This window comes from Pseudomonas sp. WS 5010, assembly GCF_012985565.1.
GTDB lineage: Bacteria > Pseudomonadota > Gammaproteobacteria > Pseudomonadales > Pseudomonadaceae > Aquipseudomonas.
The window spans coordinates 828,279-845,257 of record NZ_JAAQWQ010000003.1 but is presented as its reverse complement, the minus strand read 5'-3'; the positions used below and the strand labels follow the sequence as shown (position 1 = coordinate 845,257).

The following is a 16,979-nucleotide window of genomic DNA, read 5'->3' as shown; positions in this document are numbered from 1 at the left end:
AAACAAGGGTCAGGAAGGGGCAGGTAACGAAAGGGCGAGAAAATGTCACCGAATGGTGACATTGGCAGGAGCCGGCAAGCCGGCTCCAACAATCACAATGGCGTCACTGGCCCAGGGGCGTGACCTTGGCCGGCGCGCTCACTTCACGCTGCAGGTTCTGCATCTGGGTCTGCAAAGTCGTGATGTTGCGGGTGGTCTGGATACGGAACACGTCGAACTCTTTGTTCGACGGCCCTTCGGTGGCGGCGCGGTTGTCCAGCTCGCTCTTGATCACCAGCAGGTCCTGCTCCAGGCGCGCAATGGCCGTGGCCGGATTGCCCTGCTTCTTCAAGGCTGCCACCTCCGTGCCCAGTTCCTTGACTTCGGCATTCAACTTGGCGGTTTCGGCCTGGGCGGCCTTGAGGGTGGTCAACTCAGTGACCAGACCCAGGACCTGGGCCTGCAACTGGGTATTGGCGGTGGTCAGCTCGGTGGTGCTGGCACTCATCTGCGCCAGGCGCTTGTCCAGGTCGGTGGCCTGGCCCGCCACGCCCAACTGTTGTTTGCCCTGTTCCAGCAATTGGCTTTCCAACTGCTTGATCTGCAGCTTGAGTGCTTCACTGCCGGTATTGACGTTGGCCTCGCTGGCCACCACCTTGCCGGAAATGTCCTGCAAGCGGCCGGCAGCTTCTTCACTGATGCGCGCGAAGCTTTCCTGGGTCGCTACCAGTTGCTGCCCCATCAGGGAAATCTGCTGGAAACTCCACCAGGCCAGGCCGGCAAAGGCGAACAGCAGCGCGCCGACCAGGGCCCACAACGGCCCGGTGCTGGCGCTCTTGACCTTGACCACCGGCGCCGGGCGCGAGCGGATGGCGGTGGCCGCTGTGGGCACAAAATCATCGTCGTCGCCAACGTCGGCCCGCAGGCTCGGCACGTTGTCAAAGTCGTCTTTAGTATCGTTACGCATGAATCAACCTTGAAATAACTACATAAAAACGGCGGGAGTATAAACCCCAGGCCCATCGCCTTGGTCGAACGGCCAGCGAAAAAACGCTTCGCGGTGTTGCCCAGGCTACTTGGTGCCCGGATCCTGGACCTTCCACCAATGGCAAAACTCATCGAGGGCCGTCCACAGGCTGACCTTGGGCTGATAGTCGAGATAGTGCTGTGCGCGGCTGATATCGAGGGTGAAATCCTTGTTCATCACCTGCATCCCCAGGCGTGACAGCGACGGTTCCGGGCGCCCCGGCCACATCGCGCAACAGGCTTCATTGAGCGCCGCAATGCTGTAGGACAAACCGTAGGAACGGTAACGCGTGACCTGGGGCATTTCCATCTGGCGCATCACGTAGTTGACCACGTCCCACACCGGCACCGGCGTGCCATTGCTGATGTTATAGGCCTTGCCCAGCGCCGATCCGGTGGCCAGCAGGCTGCTGAGCAGCGCCTCGTTGAGGTTGTGCACGCTGGTGAAGTCGACCTTGTTCAGGCCGTCGCCGACGATGGCCAGGCGGTTCTTGCGCTGCATTTTCAACAGGCGCGGGAAGATGCTCATATCACCAGCACCGGTCACAAAGCGCGGGCGCAGGGCCAGCACTTCCAGGCCGAACTCCTGGGCGCCGAAGACTTTCTGCTCGGCCAGGTACTTGGTAGCCGCATACGGGTGCTTGAAGCGCTTGGGCACTTGCTCCTCGGTCAGGCCCAGGTGATCGCGGCCATCGAAATAGATCGACGGCGACGACAGGTGCACCAGGCGCCCGACCCGTTGCTTGAGGCAGGCCTCGACCACGTTTTCGGTGACCTGCACATTGCCCTGATGGAAATCCTGGTAACGCCCCCACAACCCCACGGCGCCGGCGCAATGCACCACGGCCTCGACGTCGCGGCACAGGTTGCGTACCAGGTCCGGATCATTCAGATCACCCTGGATAAACTCGGCGCCGCGCCGTACCAGGTGCTCGACACCCTCGGCCCGCCGCCCGTTGACCCGCACGTCCAGGCCCTGCTCCAGGGCAAAACGCGCAAAGCGCCCGCCAATGAAGCCGCTTGCGCCGGTGACCAGAATTTTCATGTGTTACCCCGTGTTCTTTCATTTTTCATCGCAGTTGCGTTGACGCCGACAGTCACTCCAACGGCACCAGCAATTGGCCAGTTGCCCGCGCCAGATGCTCGGTCAACAAGCCGAGCAATTGCCCACCACTGCGCCAATGATGCCAGTACAACGGCACATCGATGGGTTTATCTGGCAATAACTCCACCAGTACGCCCCTTTGCAATTGCTCGCGCACCTGCAATTCCGGCACCAGCCCCCAGCCCAGGCCGGCTTCGGTCAGGCGGATAAAACCTTCGGACGACGGGCATAAATGGTGTTCGAAACCTCCATCCACACCTAGGGATGCGAGGTAGCGATGTTGTAGGAAATCATCCGGGCCAAACACCAGCGCCGGCGTACGCGCCAACTGATCGGCGCGCACGCTGCCTGGAAAGTGCCGGGAGATAAACGCCGGACTGGCCAACGCCCGATAGCGCATGGCCCCCAGCAACAGGCTGCGGGCCCCGGCCACCGGACGCTCGCTGGCGCAGACGCAGGCCGCCACTTCGCCGGCGCGCATGCGCTTGAGGCCGACGGTCTGGTCTTCAACCACCAGGTCCAGCAACAAATGTTGCTCGGCGCAAAAGTCGCCCACCGCCTGCGCCCACCACGTCGCCAGGCTGTCGGCGTTGATGGCAATCCGCAGGCGTTCAGGCATGCCCTCTTCATCCAGGGCTGGCACCTGGCTTTGCAGGTCGCGCTCCAGCAGGCGCACCTGCTGCACATGGTTGAGCAGGCGCCGGCCGATTTCCGTGGGGGTTGGCGGCGTCGCGCGCACCAGTACCGGCTGGCCGATGCGCGCTTCGAGCAATTTGATGCGCTGGGAGATGGCCGATTGCGACACCCCGAGTACCTGGGCACCGCGCTCGAAACCGGCCTGTTCCACCACGGCCGCGAGGGCCGACAGCAATTTATAGTCGAACATCAGTTTTCCTAATGAGCGATGAGCAATATTGGTTTTTCTTATACAGCGCCACACCGGAGAATGACCAGCATCGCGTCTTTACTTTCTTTCAAGGATCTCCCAATGGCTGGCGAAACCGCCCTGGCAACCCTGCTGCGCAGCATGAGCCCACAGCTCAATGCCGGCGACTACGTGTTCTGCACCCTGGCCGATAACCGCCTGCCCGCCTGCGAAGTGATCGGCAGCTTTCGCGAACAGGAAGGCTTGACGGTGATTGTCGAGCGCCAACAAGCCGAACAGGCCGGCCTGGCCTTTGAGTATGTAGCGGCGTGGATCACCTTGAACGTGCACTCGGCCCTGGAAGCCGTGGGCCTGACCGCTGCCTTCGCCAGCGCCCTGGGACGTGCCGGGATCAGTTGCAATGTGGTCGCCGGCTATTACCACGATCACCTGTTTGTCGGGCGCAGCGATGCGCAGCAGGCAATGGATGTGTTGCAACAACTGGCGGCGGGCGCGGAGTAAATCCTATGTGGCAGAGTTATGTTAACGGCCTGCTGGTAGCCCTCGGGCTGATCATGGCGATCGGTACGCAAAACGCATTTGTGCTGGCCCAGAGCCTGCGTCGCGAACACCACCTGCCGGTTGCGGCCTTGTGCGTGGTGTGTGATGCGCTGCTGGTGGCCGCCGGGGTATTTGGCCTGGCGACGGTGCTGGCACATAACCCTGTGCTGCTGGCGATTGCCCGTTGGGGCGGAGCGGCGTTCCTCCTGTGGTACGGCGCCCTGGCCTTGCGCCGCGCCTGTTCGCGGCAGAGCCTGGGCCAAGGCGAAGGGCAGAAGGTGCGCTCATTGCGCGCGGTGATGCTCAGCGCCCTGGCCGTGACCCTGCTCAACCCCCATGTGTACCTGGACACCGTTTTGCTGATCGGCTCCCTCGGCGCCCAGCAAACCGAGCCGGGCGCTTATGTCGCAGGCGCCGCCAGCGCTTCGTTGCTGTGGTTTTCCGCCCTCGCCCTCGGCGCCGCATGGCTGGCCCCGTGGCTGGCGCGCCCGGCGACCTGGCGCCTGCTGGACCTATTGGTGGCGGTGATGATGTTCAGCGTGGCCTATCAATTGATCAGTGCCTGAGGAATATTCCAAAACGCTCTGGAACCTCTATTCCACACAGTTGTTGCGTGGTTTTGCCGCACCCCCGGTGCTATGATCCAGACCCTGCGCCGCAAAGAGTACAAACTCCCCGGCGCTTGTTTGGCCGCCCGTGATCGGCCTTGCGCTCACCGCAACTGACCTGATTAGGAGAATTATCATGGCTTTCGAATTGCCGCCGCTGCCGTACGCACACGATGCCCTGCAGCCGCACATCTCCAAGGAAACCCTGGAGTTTCACCACGACAAGCACCACAACACCTATGTCGTGAACCTGAACAACCTGGTGCCTGGCACCGAGTTCGAAGGCAAGACCCTGGAAGAGATCGTCAAGTCCTCTTCGGGTGGCATCTTCAACAACGCAGCCCAAGTCTGGAACCACACCTTCTACTGGAACTGCTTGGCGCCAAACGCCGGCGGTCAACCGACTGGCGCATTGGCTGAAGCGATCAACGCCGCTTTCGGTTCGTTCGACAAGTTCAAGGAAGAGTTCACCAAGACTTCCGTCGGCACCTTCGGTTCCGGTTGGGGCTGGCTGGTGAAAAAGGCTGACGGTTCCCTGGCCCTGGCCAGCACCATCGGCGCCGGCAACCCGCTGACCAGCGGCGACACCCCGCTGCTGACATGCGACGTCTGGGAACACGCCTACTACATCGACTACCGCAACGTGCGTCCAAAGTATGTGGAAGCGTTCTGGAACCTGGTCAACTGGAAGTTCGTGGCTGAGCAGTTCGAAGGCAAGACCTTCACTGCCTAAGCAATCCTTGCAGTAAAAAAGAGCCCGGCGATTGCCGGGCTTTTTTGTGCGCGGTTGAAAATCATGGCACTCCAGCAGCGGAACCCAACGACAGGAATCGACCACAGAGCCCGTGGGAGAAATAACTTCCTCATCTATCTAAGGAGTGTCAGCTATGGGTGGATTAATAAGCGGGATGATGGGCGCAGCCTCGGCAGCCTTGCCGGGGATTGGGCAACTCGTGGGAGCGATGGCGGAAACGGCGGCGAAAATGTTGAAGGGCGGATCAGGTGAAAACGAGGAGAAGGATTCCGGAAAAGTCGCCGAAGATGTCCATGTAAAAACCAATGTGAGCATTACTTACTAATCGGTAAAGCTACCGAGCAGCTCTCGGTGCAGGTAAAAAAGCACACGCCTGCGCTCCCACCAGTAGTGCAAAAGGGCGGCGGACAAGATCCGCCCGCCGCCTTCCTGCCCTTCATCGACTAGGCTCCAGACGCTACCCAGCGCATTGTCCCTTTGACTGCCATCTCGGGATTGCCAATACTCATGGCATATTGAGGCTACCCGCATGGAACAAGGAATGACCCTTTGAAGCTGGAACTCAAAAACAGCTTGTCGGTGAAGTTGCTCCGGGTGGTGCTCTTGTCGGCACTGATTGTGGGCGTAGCACTGAGCGTGGCGCAGATCGTCTTTGATGCCTACAAGACGCGCCAGGCCGTGGCCGGCGATGCCCAGCGCATCCTCGACATGTTTCGCGACCCCTCGACCCAGGCCGTCTACAGCCTGGATCGTGAGATGGGCATGCAGGTCATCGAAGGCCTGTTTCAGGATGATGCAGTGCGCATGGCCTCCATTGGCCATCCCAACGAGCCCATGCTCGCCGAAAAGAGCCGGGATTTGCAGCACTCCCCCAGCCGCTGGCTGACGGATGTGATTCTTGGCCAGGAGCGCACCTTCACCACCCCATTGGTGGGGCGCGGGCCCTATAGCGAATATTACGGCGACCTGAGCATCACCCTCGACACGGCCACCTATGGCCAGGGATTTATCGTCAATTCGGTGATCATTTTTATCTCCGGGGTGCTGCGCGCCCTGGCCATGGGCCTGGTGTTGTATCTGGTCTATCACTGGCTGCTGACCAAGCCCCTGTCGCGGATCATCAGCCACCTGAGTTCGATCAACCCCGACCGCCCCAGCGAGCACAAGATCCCCCAGCTCAAGGGCCACGAAAAAAACGAACTGGGGCTGTGGATCAACACTGCCAACCAGTTGCTGGCGTCCATCGAACGCAATACCCACCTGCGCCACGAAGCAGAAAACAGCCTGCTGCGCATGGCCCAGTACGACTTCCTCACGGGCCTGCCCAACCGCCAGAAGCTGCAGGAGCAACTGGACAAGATCCTGATCGACGCCGGACGCCGGCAACGCCGGGTCGCGGTATTGTGCGTGGGGCTGGATGACTTCAAAAGTGTCAATGAGCAGTACACCTACCAGGCTGGCGACCAATTGCTGCTGGCCCTGGCCGACCGCCTGCGCGCCCACAGTGGTCGCCTCGGCGCCCTCGCCCGCCTGGGTGGCGACCAGTTCGCCCTGGTCCAGGCCGATATCGAGCAACCCTACGAAGCCGCCGAGCTGGCACAAAGCATTCTCGATGACCTGGAAGCCGAGTTCGCCCTGGACCACGAACAGATCCGCCTGCGCGCCACTATCGGTATCACCTTGTTTCCCGAAGACGGCGACAGCACCGAGAAGCTGCTGCAAAAAGCCGAGCAGACCATGACCCTGGCCAAGAGCCGCTCGCGCAACCGCTACCAGTTCTATATCGCCAGTGTCGACAGCGAGATGCGCCGCCGCCGCGAACTGGAAAAAGACCTGCGTGAAGCCCTGGGCCGCGACCAGTTTCACCTGGTGTACCAACCGCAGATCAGCTATGTCGACCATCGTGTGGTCGGGGTCGAGGCGCTGATTCGTTGGCAACACCCGGAACACGGGCTGGTGCCACCGGACCTGTTTATCCCGCTGGCGGAACAGAACGGCACCATCATCCCCATTGGCGAATGGGTGCTGGACCAGGCCTGCCGGCAATTGCGCGAGTGGCATGACCTGGGCTTCAGCGAGCTGCGCATGGCGGTCAACCTGTCCACGGTGCAACTGCACCACGCCGAACTGCCACGGGTGGTCAACAACCTGTTGCAGATCTACCGCCTGCCGCCGCGCAGCCTGGAGCTGGAAGTGACCGAGACCGGCCTGATGGAAGACATCAGCACCGCCGCCCAGCACTTGCTGAGCCTGCGCCGCTCCGGCGCGTTGATTGCCATCGACGACTTCGGCACCGGCTACTCGTCACTGAGCTACCTGAAAAGCCTGCCGCTGGACAAAATCAAAATCGACAAGAGCTTTGTCCAGGACCTGCTGGATGACGACGACGATGCCACCATCGTGCGGGCAATCATCCAACTGGGCAAAAGCCTGGGCATGCAAGTCATCGCCGAAGGCGTGGAGACGCCCGAGCAGGAAGCCTACATCATCAGCGAAGGCTGCCACGAAGGTCAGGGCTATCACTACAGCAAGCCCCTGCCGGCCCGTGAGTTGGCGGCCTATCTCAAACAGGCCGAGCGCAATAACGCTGCCATCCTGTAAAGCCATGATGGCCACCCAAGGCACGGCCTTGGGCGGCTGGCGCTGGAATGTTAAATTTTTACTGCGTTAACTCTTTACAGAAAATGCAAATCTTTCGCATTATGTCGCAGTTTTGCGCGCCGCACTGCGCCCCGATCAACTACCGAAGCAGGATGTTCGCCATGATTCGTATGCCCCTGGCCACCGCCAGTCTGCTGGCCATCGCCATTTCTCTCGCCGGCTGCGGCGAGGGTAAAGACAAGGCCGCCGCTCCCCAGGCGCCAACGCCAGCTGCCAGCACTCCCGCTCCAACGGCTGCCGCTACCGCCGGCCAGGTTGACGAGGCTGCCGCCAAGGCGGTCGTCGCGCACTACGCAGACATCGTATTCGCGGTATACAGCGACTCCGAGTCCACTGCTAAAACCCTGCAGACCGCCATCGACACCTTCCTCGCCAACCCCAACGACGAAACCCTGAAGGCCGCCCGTACCGCCTGGATCGCCGCGCGCGTACCGTACCTGCAGAGCGAAGTGTTCCGCTTCGGCAACACCATCATTGACGATTGGGAAGGCCAGGTGAACGCCTGGCCGCTGGACGAAGGCCTGATCGACTATGTCGACAAATCCTACGAACACGCTCTCGGCAACCCAGGCGCCACCGCCAACATCATCGCCAACACCGAGATCCAGGTCGGCGAAGACAAGATCGACGTCAAGGAAATCACTGCGGAGAAACTTGCCAGCCTCAATGAGCTGGGCGGTTCCGAAGCCAACGTCGCCACTGGCTACCACGCCATCGAATTCCTGCTCTGGGGCCAGGACCTGAACGGCACCGGCCCTGGCGCCGGCAACCGTCCAGCGTCGGACTACCTGCAAGGCGACGGCGCCACCGGTGGGCATAACGAGCGTCGCCGCACTTACCTGCGCGCCGTGACTCAACTGCTGGTCAGCGACCTTGAAGAAATGGTCGGCAACTGGAAACCCAACGTCGAAGACAACTACCGCGCCACCCTGGAAGCAGAGCCTGGCACCGACGGCCTGCGCAAGATGCTGTTCGGCATGGGCAGCCTGTCCCTGGGTGAACTGGCGGGCGAGCGCATGAAAGTGTCCCTGGAAGCCAACTCGCCGGAAGACGAGCACGACTGCTTCAGCGACAACACGCACTACTCGCACTTCTACGACGCCAAGGGCATCCGCAACGTCTACCTGGGCGAGTACACCCGCACCGACGGCACCAAGCTGACCGGCGCCAGCCTGTCGTCCCTGGTGGCCAAGGTCGACCCGGCTGCCGATGAAGCCCTCAAGGCTGACCTGGCGGCTACCGAAGCGAAGATCCAGGTCATTGTCGACCACGCCAACAAGGGTGAGCACTACGACCAGTTGATCGCCGCCGGCAACACCGCAGGCAACCAGATCGTGCGCGACGCCATCGCGGCCCTGGTCAAGCAGACCGGCTCTATCGAGCAAGCTGCTGGCAAACTGGGCATCGGCGACCTGAACCCGGACAACGCTGATCACGAGTTCTGATCCGCGCGGTTTGAATGAGGCGGCCTTCGGGTCGCCTTTTTTGTATTCATCGTTTGCAGTCGCCCTCTCCCCTGTAGGAGCTGGCTTGCCTGCGATGGCGGTGACTGACCCACCGCTATCGCAGGCAAGCCAGCTCCCACACAAGCCAGCTCCCCATTAAGCCAAGTCCTACATCAGATCCGCGCCCCCCTTTGCAGCCCCCGGTTTACAAGCCCTGCACCGCAGGTAGAATGGCGCCTCCAACCGTCACCCGAGCGCAATTCATGGCAATGCCGACCCTGCGGATCATTGGTTTCATCATCGGCATCTTCCTGATTACCCTCGCGGTCGCCATGGTCGTGCCCATGGCGACCCTGGTGTTTTTCGACCGCACCAGCGACCTGCCGTCCTTTCTCTGGGCAAGCATGATCACCTTTATCGCCGGCCTGGCGCTGGTGATCCCCGGGCGCCCGGAACAGGTGCAACTGCGCCCCCGGGACATGTACCTGCTGACCGTCAGCAGTTGGGTGGTGGTGTGTATCTTTGCCGCGCTGCCGTTTTTGCTGACCCAGCACATCAGCTACACCGACTCGTTCTTTGAAAGCATGTCCGGCATCACCGCCACTGGCGCCACCGTACTCAGTGGCCTGGACACCATGTCGCCGGGCATTCTGATGTGGCGCTCGATGCTGCACTGGCTTGGCGGCATCGGCTTTATCGGCATGGCGGTGGCGATCCTGCCGCTGCTGCGCATCGGTGGCATGCGCCTGTTCCAGACTGAATCCTCGGACCGCTCCGAGAAGGTCATGCCGCGCTCGCATATGGTGGCGCGGCTGATCGTGGCGGCCTATGTCGGTATCACCATCCTCGGCAGCCTGGGCTTCTGGTGGGCCGGCATGGGCCTGTTCGACGCGATCAACCATGCGATGTCAGCCATTTCCACGGGCGGTTTCTCGACGTCCGACGAGTCGTTGGCGCACTGGAAACAACCTGCCGTGCATTGGGTGGCGGTCGTCGTGATGATCATGGGCAGCCTGCCGTTTGCCTTGTATGTCGCCACCTTGCGCGGCAACCGCAAGGCGCTGATCAAGGACCAGCAGGTACAGGGCCTGCTCGGGATGCTGCTGGTGACCTGGGTCGTGCTCGGCACCTGGTACTGGTGGACCACCGACCTGCACTGGCTGGATGCGCTGCGCCATGTGGCGCTGAACGTCACGTCCGTGGTGACCACCACCGGCTTTGCCCTCGGCGACTACAGCCTGTGGGGCAATTTCTCACTGATGCTGTTCTTCTACCTGGGCTTTGTCGGCGGTTGCTCGGGCTCCACCGCCGGCGGGATCAAGATTTTCCGCTTCCAGGTCGCCTATATCCTGCTCAAGGCCAACTTGAACCAACTGATTCACCCAAGGGCGGTGATCAAGCAGAAATACAACGGCCACCGCCTGGACGAAGAAATCGTGCGGTCGATCCTGACCTTCTCGTTCTTCTTTGCCATCACCATCTGCATGATCGCCCTGGCCCTGTCGCTGCTGGGCGTGGACTGGATGACTGCCTTGACCGGCGCCGCCAGTACCGTCTCCGGCGTGGGCCCGGGGCTGGGCGAGACCATCGGCCCGGCCGGCAACTTCGCGACCCTGCCGGACGCCGCCAAGTGGATCCTGTCCCTGGGCATGCTGCTCGGCCGGCTGGAAATCATTACGGTGTTTGTGCTGTGTATGCCAGCGTTCTGGCGGCACTGACATTCGCTGAAGTTTCCAGTAGCCGCGCCCGGTATTCGCCGGGCGTGGCATCGAACCAGCGGCGAAACGCGCGGAAGAAGTTACTCGGGTCGGCAAACCCCAGCAGGTAGGCGATTTCCAGCAGGGTCATGCTCGGCTGCGCCAGGTACTGCTCGGCCAACTCGCGGCGGGTATCGTCGAGCAGGGTCTGGAAGCTGGTGCCCTCCTCCTGCAAACGCCGCTGCAAAGTGCGCTGGGACAGGTGCAAGGTCTGCGCCACCACCTCACGCTTGGGTTCGCCCTGGGGCAGCAGCCGGCATAGTACCTGGCGGGCCTTGTGGGTCACGCGGCTCTCGGAAAACCTGGCCAGGTATTCCCCGGCAAACCGATCGTGCAACAGCGCCATCGCTTCATTGGCAGTGGGCAGCGGCGCTTCCATGTCCGCCCGCTCGAAGATCAGCGCGTCATACGGTGCGTTGAACACCAGCGGTGCATGAAAGGCCTGTCTATAGGGTTCCAGGTCGGCAGGCTGAGCGCCTTGCACCAGCACTTTGCGCGGCTGCAACGTGCGCCCGGTCAGCCAGCCACATAACGCCAGCGCGCAGGCCAACGAGGCCTCGGCGCTTTGCCGGGTGGGCGGCAGGTGGTCGCCGTGCACCGTGAGGATCAAGGCATAGCCTTCGGGCAACAGACGGAAACTCAGGTCGGCGCTTTCGGCAATGATCCGCTGGTAGCGCACCAGCCGGGTAAAGCCTTCGGCCAGGGTGCTGCTGGACATCAAGGCGTAGCCGGCCACATGGAACGACGCCGGGCGCACCACCTTGCCCATGTTCAGGCCGATGGCCGGATTGCCCGACACCTCCACCGCCCGCTGCCAGAGCCGGGTCATGGAGTCCTGGGGGAACCGCGCGTCGGGGTCGTCCAGGGCGCGGTAATCCAGGCCCAGCTGTTTGAACAGGGCGCGGCAATCCAGGCCCTCGAGCTCCAGCGCCTTGACAATCCCCATCGCCCAACTTGCAGAAGTCGTTCGTTCGTTCATGGCGTTTTCTTGCACGCTTTCTATGAAGGGACGGCTGAAACCGCAGCCAGGAACCCAAGGATACTAAAGTGGCGTCTATTGTCACTGGCCCTTGCCTGTGATGACTCTAGACTCAAATAAGCTCCCCGCCGAACATCCGTCGGGCACAACAAAAACCAGAGGGCCGGCCAACGTGGAAAATGTCAGACAATTCAATAGCTTCGCCGAGTTCTATGCGTATTACCTGAGCGAACACGGCAACAGCACCTGCCGGCGCCTGCATTTTATCGGCACCAGCCTGGTGATTTTTATTCTCGCGCTCGCCATCGGCAAAGGCGCCTGGTGGCTGCTGTGGGTACTGCCGGTGGCCGGCTACAGCTTTGCCTGGGTCGGGCACTTCTTCTTTGAAAAGAACCGCCCGGCCACTTTCCAGCATCCGTTCTACAGCCTGCTGGGAGATTTCGTGATGTATCGCGACATGATCCTGGGCAAGGTGCCGTTCTAACCTACCCAAACAATAAGAGACCCGCCGATGAGCCAGCAGGCCCGCTTTACCCATATGCAGGACGGCACCCAGGAAGACTGGGCGATCATCGCCGCCGACTTCAGTGCCTACGCCCGCCAATTGCCGGGGCGCATCCTCGCGCACCTGCGGCTGCTGGAAGGTGACTTCGGTGGCTTCCCGGTGGACCGCCTGACCCATTCCCTGCAAACCGCCAGCCGCGCCTGGGCCGATGGCCGCGACGAAGAATATGTGGTCTGCGCGCTGCTCCACGACATCGGCGATACCCTCGGCTCCTACAATCACCCGGACATTGCCGCCGCTATCCTCAAACCGTTCGTCAGCCCACAGAACCTGTGGATGGTGGAAAAGCACGGGATTTTCCAGGGCTACTACTTTTTTCATCACCTGGGCATGGATCGCCACCTGCGCGAGCAATTTGGCGAACACCCGCAGTACGAGCAAACCATTGAGTTCTGTGCCCGCTATGACGCGGCCGCGTTCGACCCGGCCTATGCCACCCTGCCCCTGAGCTTTTTCGAACCAATGCTGGCGCGGGTCTTCGCCCAGCCCAAGACTTCGATCTACAAGGCCGCCATGGAGCGCCAGGCCAGCGTGTGACCTCTTGTCACTTGCGTGTTGGCGCAAATGGTTCGTGGATTTGCCGAGATAAAAGTCTTTTTGTCATTTGCAGTGCTGTATCCTGCCCAGGCTTTGTGAAAAGCGCGGCACATCTGCAATTCCACAACAGACCTTGCGAGGAGCGACGACGATGCACGAGATTCCCAATCTCCCCTTCCCAAGCCTGCACGAGACCGAGCAGCCAACCCCGCAACAGGCCGGCAGCGACAAGCCAGTACCGGCACAGGCAACACCGGTCGACAGCGATAGCGACGACTGACCGCAGTACCCAGACCGTGTGGAAAGCGTGACACTGCGCGCTTTCCACACCGCCTGAATCAAGAGACACGCCACATGCCCGACACTCCCAAGCATTCCCCCGATGAAGCGATACTCGGCGCCGCCCTGCAAATGGTCGATGTGTGGAGCCGCCTCAGCCCGGAAAAGCAGGCGCTGCTGCTCAAGCGCTTCGGCACCCAGGAAAACGCCCTGGCCGCGCTGGTCACCACGCGCATGCTCAACCCCGCCCCCCTGTAGGAGCCACTTGCCGGCGATCGCAGTCATGCAGCCGCCAAAGGTTTTATGCCCTGTACAGCGCAAAGCATCGGTATCATAAGCAGCCTATCTTTTCCTGCCGCGACAGTGGACCCTTCCCATGCCAGATACCCAGCGCCCCATGGCGGTCACGCTGCAAGTCGTTTCCATCGTGCTGTTCACCTTTATCGGCTACCTGAACATCGGCATTCCCCTGGCCGTATTGCCGGGCTATGTCCATAGCGACCTGGGCTTTGGCGCCGTGATCGCGGGCCTGGTGATCAGTGTGCAGTACCTGGCCACCCTGCTGAGCCGGCCCTACGCCGGGCGTATCATCGACAACCGCGGCAGCAAGCGCGCGGTGATGTACGGCCTGGCCGGCTGCGGCTTGAGTGGGGTGTTCATGCTGGCATCCGCCGCCCTGACCCATCTGCCGGCCCTGAGCCTGGCCAGCCTGCTGATTGGCCGGCTGGTGCTGGGCAGTGCCGAAAGCCTGGTGGGATCGGGCTCCATTGGCTGGGGCATCGGCCGGGTCGGCGCGACGAATACCGCCAAGGTCATCTCCTGGAACGGTATCGCCAGCTACGGCGCCCTGGCGATTGGCGCACCTTTGGGGGTGCTGCTAGTCCGCCAGTTCGGGCTGTGGAGCATGGGCGCAAGCATCATTGCCCTGGCAGTACTGGGCCTGTTGCTGGCCTGGCCCAAAGTCGCGGCGCCCATCGTGGTGGGCGAACGCCTGCCATTCATGCATGTGCTCGGCCGCGTGCTGCCCCACGGCTGCGGGCTGGCCCTGGGCTCCATCGGCTTTGGCACCATCGCCACGTTTATCACCCTGTATTACGCGACCCAGAACTGGGATAACGCGGTGCTGTGCCTGAGCCTGTTCGGCGCCAGTTTTATCGGCGCGCGCTTGCTGTTCGGTAACTTGATCAACCGGATCGGCGGGTTTCGCGTGGCGATTGCCTGCCTGTCGGTGGAAACCCTTGGCCTGTTGCTGTTGTGGCTAGCGCCGAATGCCGAGCTGGCCCTGGCGGGCGCGGCCTTGAGCGGCTTCGGGTTTTCCCTGGTGTTTCCGGCGCTGGGGGTTGAAGCGGTCAACCTGGTGCCCGCCTCCAGCCGTGGCGCGGCGGTGGGTGCCTATTCGTTGTTTATCGATTTGTCACTGGGGATCACCGGGCCACTGGCCGGGGCGATTGCGGCGGGTTTCGGCTTTGCCTCGATCTTCTTGTTTGCCGCGCTGGCGGCCTGCGCCGGGCTGCTGCTGAGCCTGTACCTGTATCGCCAGGCCCCCAAATACCGCGACGAACGTAACGCCGGCTAGAAATCTACCTTGCCGCGCCCGGCCTTGATGCTGCCGCGCTTGGTCTTGGATTCCAGGCGCCGTTTTTTCGAGCCCAGGGTGGGCTTGGTCGGGCGGCGTTTTTTCTCGACCTTGGTCGCGCTGAGGATTAACTCCACCAGGCGTTCCAGGGCGTCGGCGCGGTTCTGTTCCTGGGTCCGGTACTGCTGGGCCTTGAGGATCAGCACGCCGTCGCTGGTAATCCGACTGTCACGCAGTGCCAGCAAGCGTTCCTTGTAGAACGGCGGCAACGACGACGCGCCGATATCAAAACGCAAGTGCACGGCGCTGGAGACCTTATTGACGTTCTGCCCGCCTGCGCCCTGGGCGCGGATGGCCGTCAACTCGATTTCGGCATCGGGCAGGTGCACGTTACTGGAGATCACCAACATGGAAAGCGGGTCCGTTGACACCTGTAGGAGCCGGCTTGCCGGCTCCTACAGGGTGGGCTAGTTGTTCAGCGAGGATACAGCACTCAAGTCGGCCAGCGCCTTGCGCTTGTTCTTGAGCACGTAGCACACCCACATAAAGGCCACCCAGACCGGAATCGCGTACACCGAGACCTGGATCCCCGGAATCAGCAGCATGACTCCCAGGATAAACACCACGAACGCCAGGCACACATAGTTACCGTAGGGGTACCACAGCGCCTTGAACAAAGGCACCTGAGCGGTGCGGTCCATGTGCTGGCGGAACTTGAAGTGCGAGAAGCTGATCATCGCCCAGTTGATCACCAACGTGGCCACCACCAGGGACATCAGCAGTTCCAGGGCGTGCTGCGGGATCCAGTAGTTCATCAACACCGCCACCAGGGTGACAGCCGCCGAGGCCAGGATCGAACGCACCGGCACGCCGCGCTTGTCGATCTTCGCCAGCGCCGCCGGGGCGTCGCCCTGCTCGGCCATGCCCAGCAGCATGCGGCTGTTGCAGTAAGTGCCGCTGTTGTACACCGACAGCGCCGCCGTCAGTACCACAAAGTTGAGGATATGCGCGGCAGTATTGCTGCCCAGCATCGAGAACACCTGCACGAACGGGCTGCCGCTGTAGGCATCGCCGGAAGCGTTCAAGGTCACCAGCAGGCTGTCCCACGGCGTCAGCGACAACAGCACCACCAGGGCGCCGATGTAGAAGATCAGGATGCGGTAGATCACCTGATTGATCGCCTTGGGGATCACGGTGCGTGGCTGGTCCGCTTCCGCGGCGGTAAAGCCGAGCATCTCCAGGCCGCCAAACGAGAACATGATGATCGCCATGGCCATCACCAGGCCGCCAACGCCATGGGGGAAGAATCCGCCGTGCTCCCACAGGTTGCTCACCGACGCCTGGGGCCCGCCGGTACCGCTGACCAGCAGGTAGCTGCCCAGGGCGATCATGCCGACAATCGCCACTACCTTGATAATCGCAAACCAGAACTCGGCCTCGCCAAACACCTTGACGTTGGCCAGGTTGATCACATTGATCAGCACGAAAAACGCCGCCGCCGAGACCCAGGTCGGAATCTCCGGCCACCAGTAGTGCACGTACTTGCCGACGGCGGTCAGCTCGGACATGCCCACCAGAATGTAGAGGATCCAGCAGTTCCAGCCCGACAGAAAGCCTGCGAAACCGCCCCAATACTTGTGGGCAAAATGGCTGAAGGAGCCGGCCACTGGCTCTTCGACGATCATTTCGCCCAGCTGGCGCATGATCATAAAGGCAATGAAACCGCAGATGGCATAACCAAGGATCATCGACGGACCGGCTGACTTCAGCACCCCCGCCGAGCCCAGGAACAGGCCGGTACCGATCGCGCCACCGAGGGCGATCAATTGAATATGACGATTTTTCAGGCCGCGCTTCAGTTCGCCTGAATGCGAGTTGGGTTCACTCATGAAAAGGGTCTCACGCAAGGTTTGATGATGTTCAATACACGATGCTGCTTTGAAACCGACTCAAGCAGCGCCGATCAAACCCCAGCGCAGGCACCAGGAGTTCAGCGTCTTTCTAACGGTCATGCGTCACCTGTTTGTTTTTATCTGTGACGAAATCGAACCCGTCCGGCTTATGGCCAGGCGGAGTTAACAAGGCAGCTAGCCTTGAAGGCCTTTTGCGTGGATACGCAAGGGGGGTCACAGTAAAACGCGGCGCATTGTACACCGCTCGATCCGTTAGGGAGGGTTGTGGGGGAGATTGTTGGCCAGCCGTAAGATTTTCTTTACAGAAAAAGCCCATCGAGGGCACGCCCCGCCTAGGCCCATCCATTCCGTAAAACAATCGTTACAGAC

Annotated in this window: 18 protein-coding genes; 12 read left to right on the top strand and 6 right to left on the bottom strand. The window is 61.5% G+C overall.

Annotated elements, in window-relative coordinates; translation table 11 throughout:
* Positions 1-103: 103 nt before the first annotated feature.
* The 3 genes from HBO11_RS12740 to HBO11_RS12730 form a co-directional block, all read right to left on the bottom strand.
* On the bottom strand, positions 104-946 hold the full coding sequence (locus HBO11_RS12740) for an ATPase (protein ID WP_169955355.1): 843 nt from the start codon (positions 944-946) through the stop codon (positions 104-106).
* Between the two features lie 105 nt (positions 947-1,051).
* Positions 1,052-2,050, bottom strand: a complete 999-nt coding sequence (locus HBO11_RS12735; protein WP_169955356.1) for an NAD-dependent epimerase/dehydratase family protein — start codon at positions 2,048-2,050, stop codon at positions 1,052-1,054.
* A 52-nt stretch (positions 2,051-2,102) separates the two neighbouring features.
* Positions 2,103-2,996 carry a LysR family transcriptional regulator ArgP gene (locus HBO11_RS12730; protein ID WP_169955357.1) on the bottom strand — a complete coding sequence of 298 codons (894 nt, stop codon included), beginning with the start codon at positions 2,994-2,996 and terminating at the stop codon, positions 2,103-2,105.
* A gap of 102 nt (positions 2,997-3,098) precedes the next feature.
* Here HBO11_RS12730 and HBO11_RS12725 point away from each other — a divergent pair, with 102 nt between their 5' ends.
* The 7 genes from HBO11_RS12725 (at position 3,099) to HBO11_RS12695 (ending at position 10,722) form a co-directional block, all read left to right on the top strand.
* Positions 3,099-3,497, top strand: a complete 399-nt coding sequence (locus tag HBO11_RS12725; RefSeq protein WP_169955358.1) for an ACT domain-containing protein — start codon at positions 3,099-3,101, stop codon at positions 3,495-3,497.
* A gap of 5 nt (positions 3,498-3,502) precedes the next feature.
* Positions 3,503-4,102: a LysE/ArgO family amino acid transporter gene (locus tag HBO11_RS12720; protein WP_169955359.1), complete on the top strand. Its 600-nt coding sequence runs from the start codon at positions 3,503-3,505 to the stop codon at positions 4,100-4,102.
* A 178-nt stretch (positions 4,103-4,280) separates the two neighbouring features.
* Positions 4,281-4,877 carry a Fe-Mn family superoxide dismutase gene (locus HBO11_RS12715; RefSeq protein ID WP_017125974.1) on the top strand — a complete coding sequence of 199 codons (597 nt, stop codon included), beginning with the start codon at positions 4,281-4,283 and terminating at the stop codon, positions 4,875-4,877.
* Positions 4,878-5,031: 154 nt separating this feature from the next.
* The gene (locus tag HBO11_RS12710; protein ID WP_169955360.1) at positions 5,032-5,223 is read left to right on the top strand and encodes a hypothetical protein; all 192 of its coding nucleotides are present in this window, start codon (positions 5,032-5,034) and stop codon (positions 5,221-5,223) included.
* 224 nt (positions 5,224-5,447) lie between these two features.
* Complete coding sequence (locus tag HBO11_RS12705) at positions 5,448-7,499, top strand: bifunctional diguanylate cyclase/phosphodiesterase (protein WP_169955361.1); 2,052 nt, start codon at positions 5,448-5,450, stop codon at positions 7,497-7,499.
* 161 nt (positions 7,500-7,660) lie between these two features.
* On the top strand, positions 7,661-9,004 hold the full coding sequence (locus tag HBO11_RS12700; RefSeq protein WP_169955362.1) for an imelysin family protein: 1,344 nt from the start codon (positions 7,661-7,663) through the stop codon (positions 9,002-9,004).
* Between the two features lie 263 nt (positions 9,005-9,267).
* The gene (locus HBO11_RS12695) at positions 9,268-10,722 is read left to right on the top strand and encodes a TrkH family potassium uptake protein (RefSeq protein ID WP_169955363.1); all 1,455 of its coding nucleotides are present in this window, start codon (positions 9,268-9,270) and stop codon (positions 10,720-10,722) included.
* Here the strand turns inward: HBO11_RS12695 and HBO11_RS12690 are convergent.
* Positions 10,679-11,740 (bottom strand): AraC family transcriptional regulator, encoded by a 1,062-nt coding sequence (locus HBO11_RS12690; protein ID WP_169955364.1) that lies wholly within the window; start codon positions 11,738-11,740, stop codon positions 10,679-10,681. The two genes, HBO11_RS12695 and HBO11_RS12690, sit on opposite strands and share 44 nt — an antisense overlap.
* A gap of 172 nt (positions 11,741-11,912) precedes the next feature.
* Between HBO11_RS12690 and HBO11_RS12685 the strand changes: the two genes are divergently transcribed.
* The 5 genes from HBO11_RS12685 (at position 11,913) to HBO11_RS12670 (ending at position 14,697) form a co-directional block, all read left to right on the top strand.
* Positions 11,913-12,224, top strand: coding sequence for a DUF962 domain-containing protein (locus tag HBO11_RS12685; protein ID WP_169955365.1), 312 nt, complete (start codon positions 11,913-11,915; stop codon positions 12,222-12,224).
* 27 nt (positions 12,225-12,251) lie between these two features.
* Positions 12,252-12,842, top strand: coding sequence for an HD domain-containing protein (locus HBO11_RS12680; protein WP_169955366.1), 591 nt, complete (start codon positions 12,252-12,254; stop codon positions 12,840-12,842).
* 151 nt (positions 12,843-12,993) lie between these two features.
* Positions 12,994-13,122 carry a hypothetical protein gene (locus HBO11_RS28675; RefSeq protein WP_262376940.1) on the top strand — a complete coding sequence of 43 codons (129 nt, stop codon included), beginning with the start codon at positions 12,994-12,996 and terminating at the stop codon, positions 13,120-13,122.
* 74 nt (positions 13,123-13,196) lie between these two features.
* Entirely contained in the window at positions 13,197-13,379 is a 183-nt protein-coding gene (locus HBO11_RS12675; RefSeq protein WP_169955367.1) for a hypothetical protein, read from the top strand.
* Between the two features lie 118 nt (positions 13,380-13,497).
* Positions 13,498-14,697 carry an MFS transporter gene (locus HBO11_RS12670; protein ID WP_169955368.1) on the top strand — a complete coding sequence of 400 codons (1,200 nt, stop codon included), beginning with the start codon at positions 13,498-13,500 and terminating at the stop codon, positions 14,695-14,697.
* On the opposite strand, the gene arfB is transcribed toward HBO11_RS12670, so the two are convergent.
* Together arfB and HBO11_RS12660 are read right to left on the bottom strand one after the other, a co-directional pair.
* Positions 14,694-15,107 (bottom strand): alternative ribosome rescue aminoacyl-tRNA hydrolase ArfB, encoded by a 414-nt coding sequence (gene arfB, locus HBO11_RS12665; RefSeq protein ID WP_057439984.1) that lies wholly within the window; start codon positions 15,105-15,107, stop codon positions 14,694-14,696. The genes HBO11_RS12670 and arfB overlap by 4 nt on opposite strands.
* 57 nt (positions 15,108-15,164) lie before the next feature.
* Complete coding sequence (locus HBO11_RS12660; protein WP_169955369.1) at positions 15,165-16,586, bottom strand: amino acid permease; 1,422 nt, start codon at positions 16,584-16,586, stop codon at positions 15,165-15,167.
* Positions 16,587-16,979 lie beyond the last annotated feature (393 nt).

Excerpts from the sequence above, each read along its gene's own strand:
- HBO11_RS12695 (WP_169955363.1), top strand. The coding sequence starts at position 9,268 with ATGGCAATGCCGACCCTGCGGATCATTGGTTTCATCATCGGCATCTTC.
- HBO11_RS12670 (WP_169955368.1), top strand. The coding sequence starts at position 13,498 with ATGCCAGATACCCAGCGCCCCATGGCGGTCACGCTGCAAGTCGTTTCC.
- HBO11_RS12700 (WP_169955362.1), top strand. The coding sequence starts at position 7,661 with ATGATTCGTATGCCCCTGGCCACCGCCAGTCTGCTGGCCATCGCCATT.
- HBO11_RS12680 (WP_169955366.1), top strand. The coding sequence starts at position 12,252 with ATGAGCCAGCAGGCCCGCTTTACCCATATGCAGGACGGCACCCAGGAA.
- HBO11_RS12715 (WP_017125974.1), top strand. The coding sequence starts at position 4,281 with ATGGCTTTCGAATTGCCGCCGCTGCCGTACGCACACGATGCCCTGCAG.
- HBO11_RS12710 (WP_169955360.1), top strand. The coding sequence starts at position 5,032 with ATGGGTGGATTAATAAGCGGGATGATGGGCGCAGCCTCGGCAGCCTTG.
- arfB (WP_057439984.1), bottom strand. The coding sequence starts at position 15,107 with ATGTTGGTGATCTCCAGTAACGTGCACCTGCCCGATGCCGAAATCGAG.
- HBO11_RS12660 (WP_169955369.1), bottom strand. The coding sequence starts at position 16,586 with ATGAGTGAACCCAACTCGCATTCAGGCGAACTGAAGCGCGGCCTGAAA.
- HBO11_RS12735 (WP_169955356.1), bottom strand. The coding sequence starts at position 2,050 with ATGAAAATTCTGGTCACCGGCGCAAGCGGCTTCATTGGCGGGCGCTTT.
- HBO11_RS12730 (WP_169955357.1), bottom strand. The coding sequence starts at position 2,996 with ATGTTCGACTATAAATTGCTGTCGGCCCTCGCGGCCGTGGTGGAACAG.
- HBO11_RS12675 (WP_169955367.1), top strand. The coding sequence starts at position 13,197 with ATGCCCGACACTCCCAAGCATTCCCCCGATGAAGCGATACTCGGCGCC.
- HBO11_RS12725 (WP_169955358.1), top strand. The coding sequence starts at position 3,099 with ATGGCTGGCGAAACCGCCCTGGCAACCCTGCTGCGCAGCATGAGCCCA.
- HBO11_RS12740 (WP_169955355.1), bottom strand. The coding sequence starts at position 946 with ATGCGTAACGATACTAAAGACGACTTTGACAACGTGCCGAGCCTGCGG.
- HBO11_RS28675 (WP_262376940.1), top strand. The coding sequence starts at position 12,994 with ATGCACGAGATTCCCAATCTCCCCTTCCCAAGCCTGCACGAGACCGAG.
- HBO11_RS12690 (WP_169955364.1), bottom strand. The coding sequence starts at position 11,740 with ATGAACGAACGAACGACTTCTGCAAGTTGGGCGATGGGGATTGTCAAG.
- HBO11_RS12720 (WP_169955359.1), top strand. The coding sequence starts at position 3,503 with ATGTGGCAGAGTTATGTTAACGGCCTGCTGGTAGCCCTCGGGCTGATC.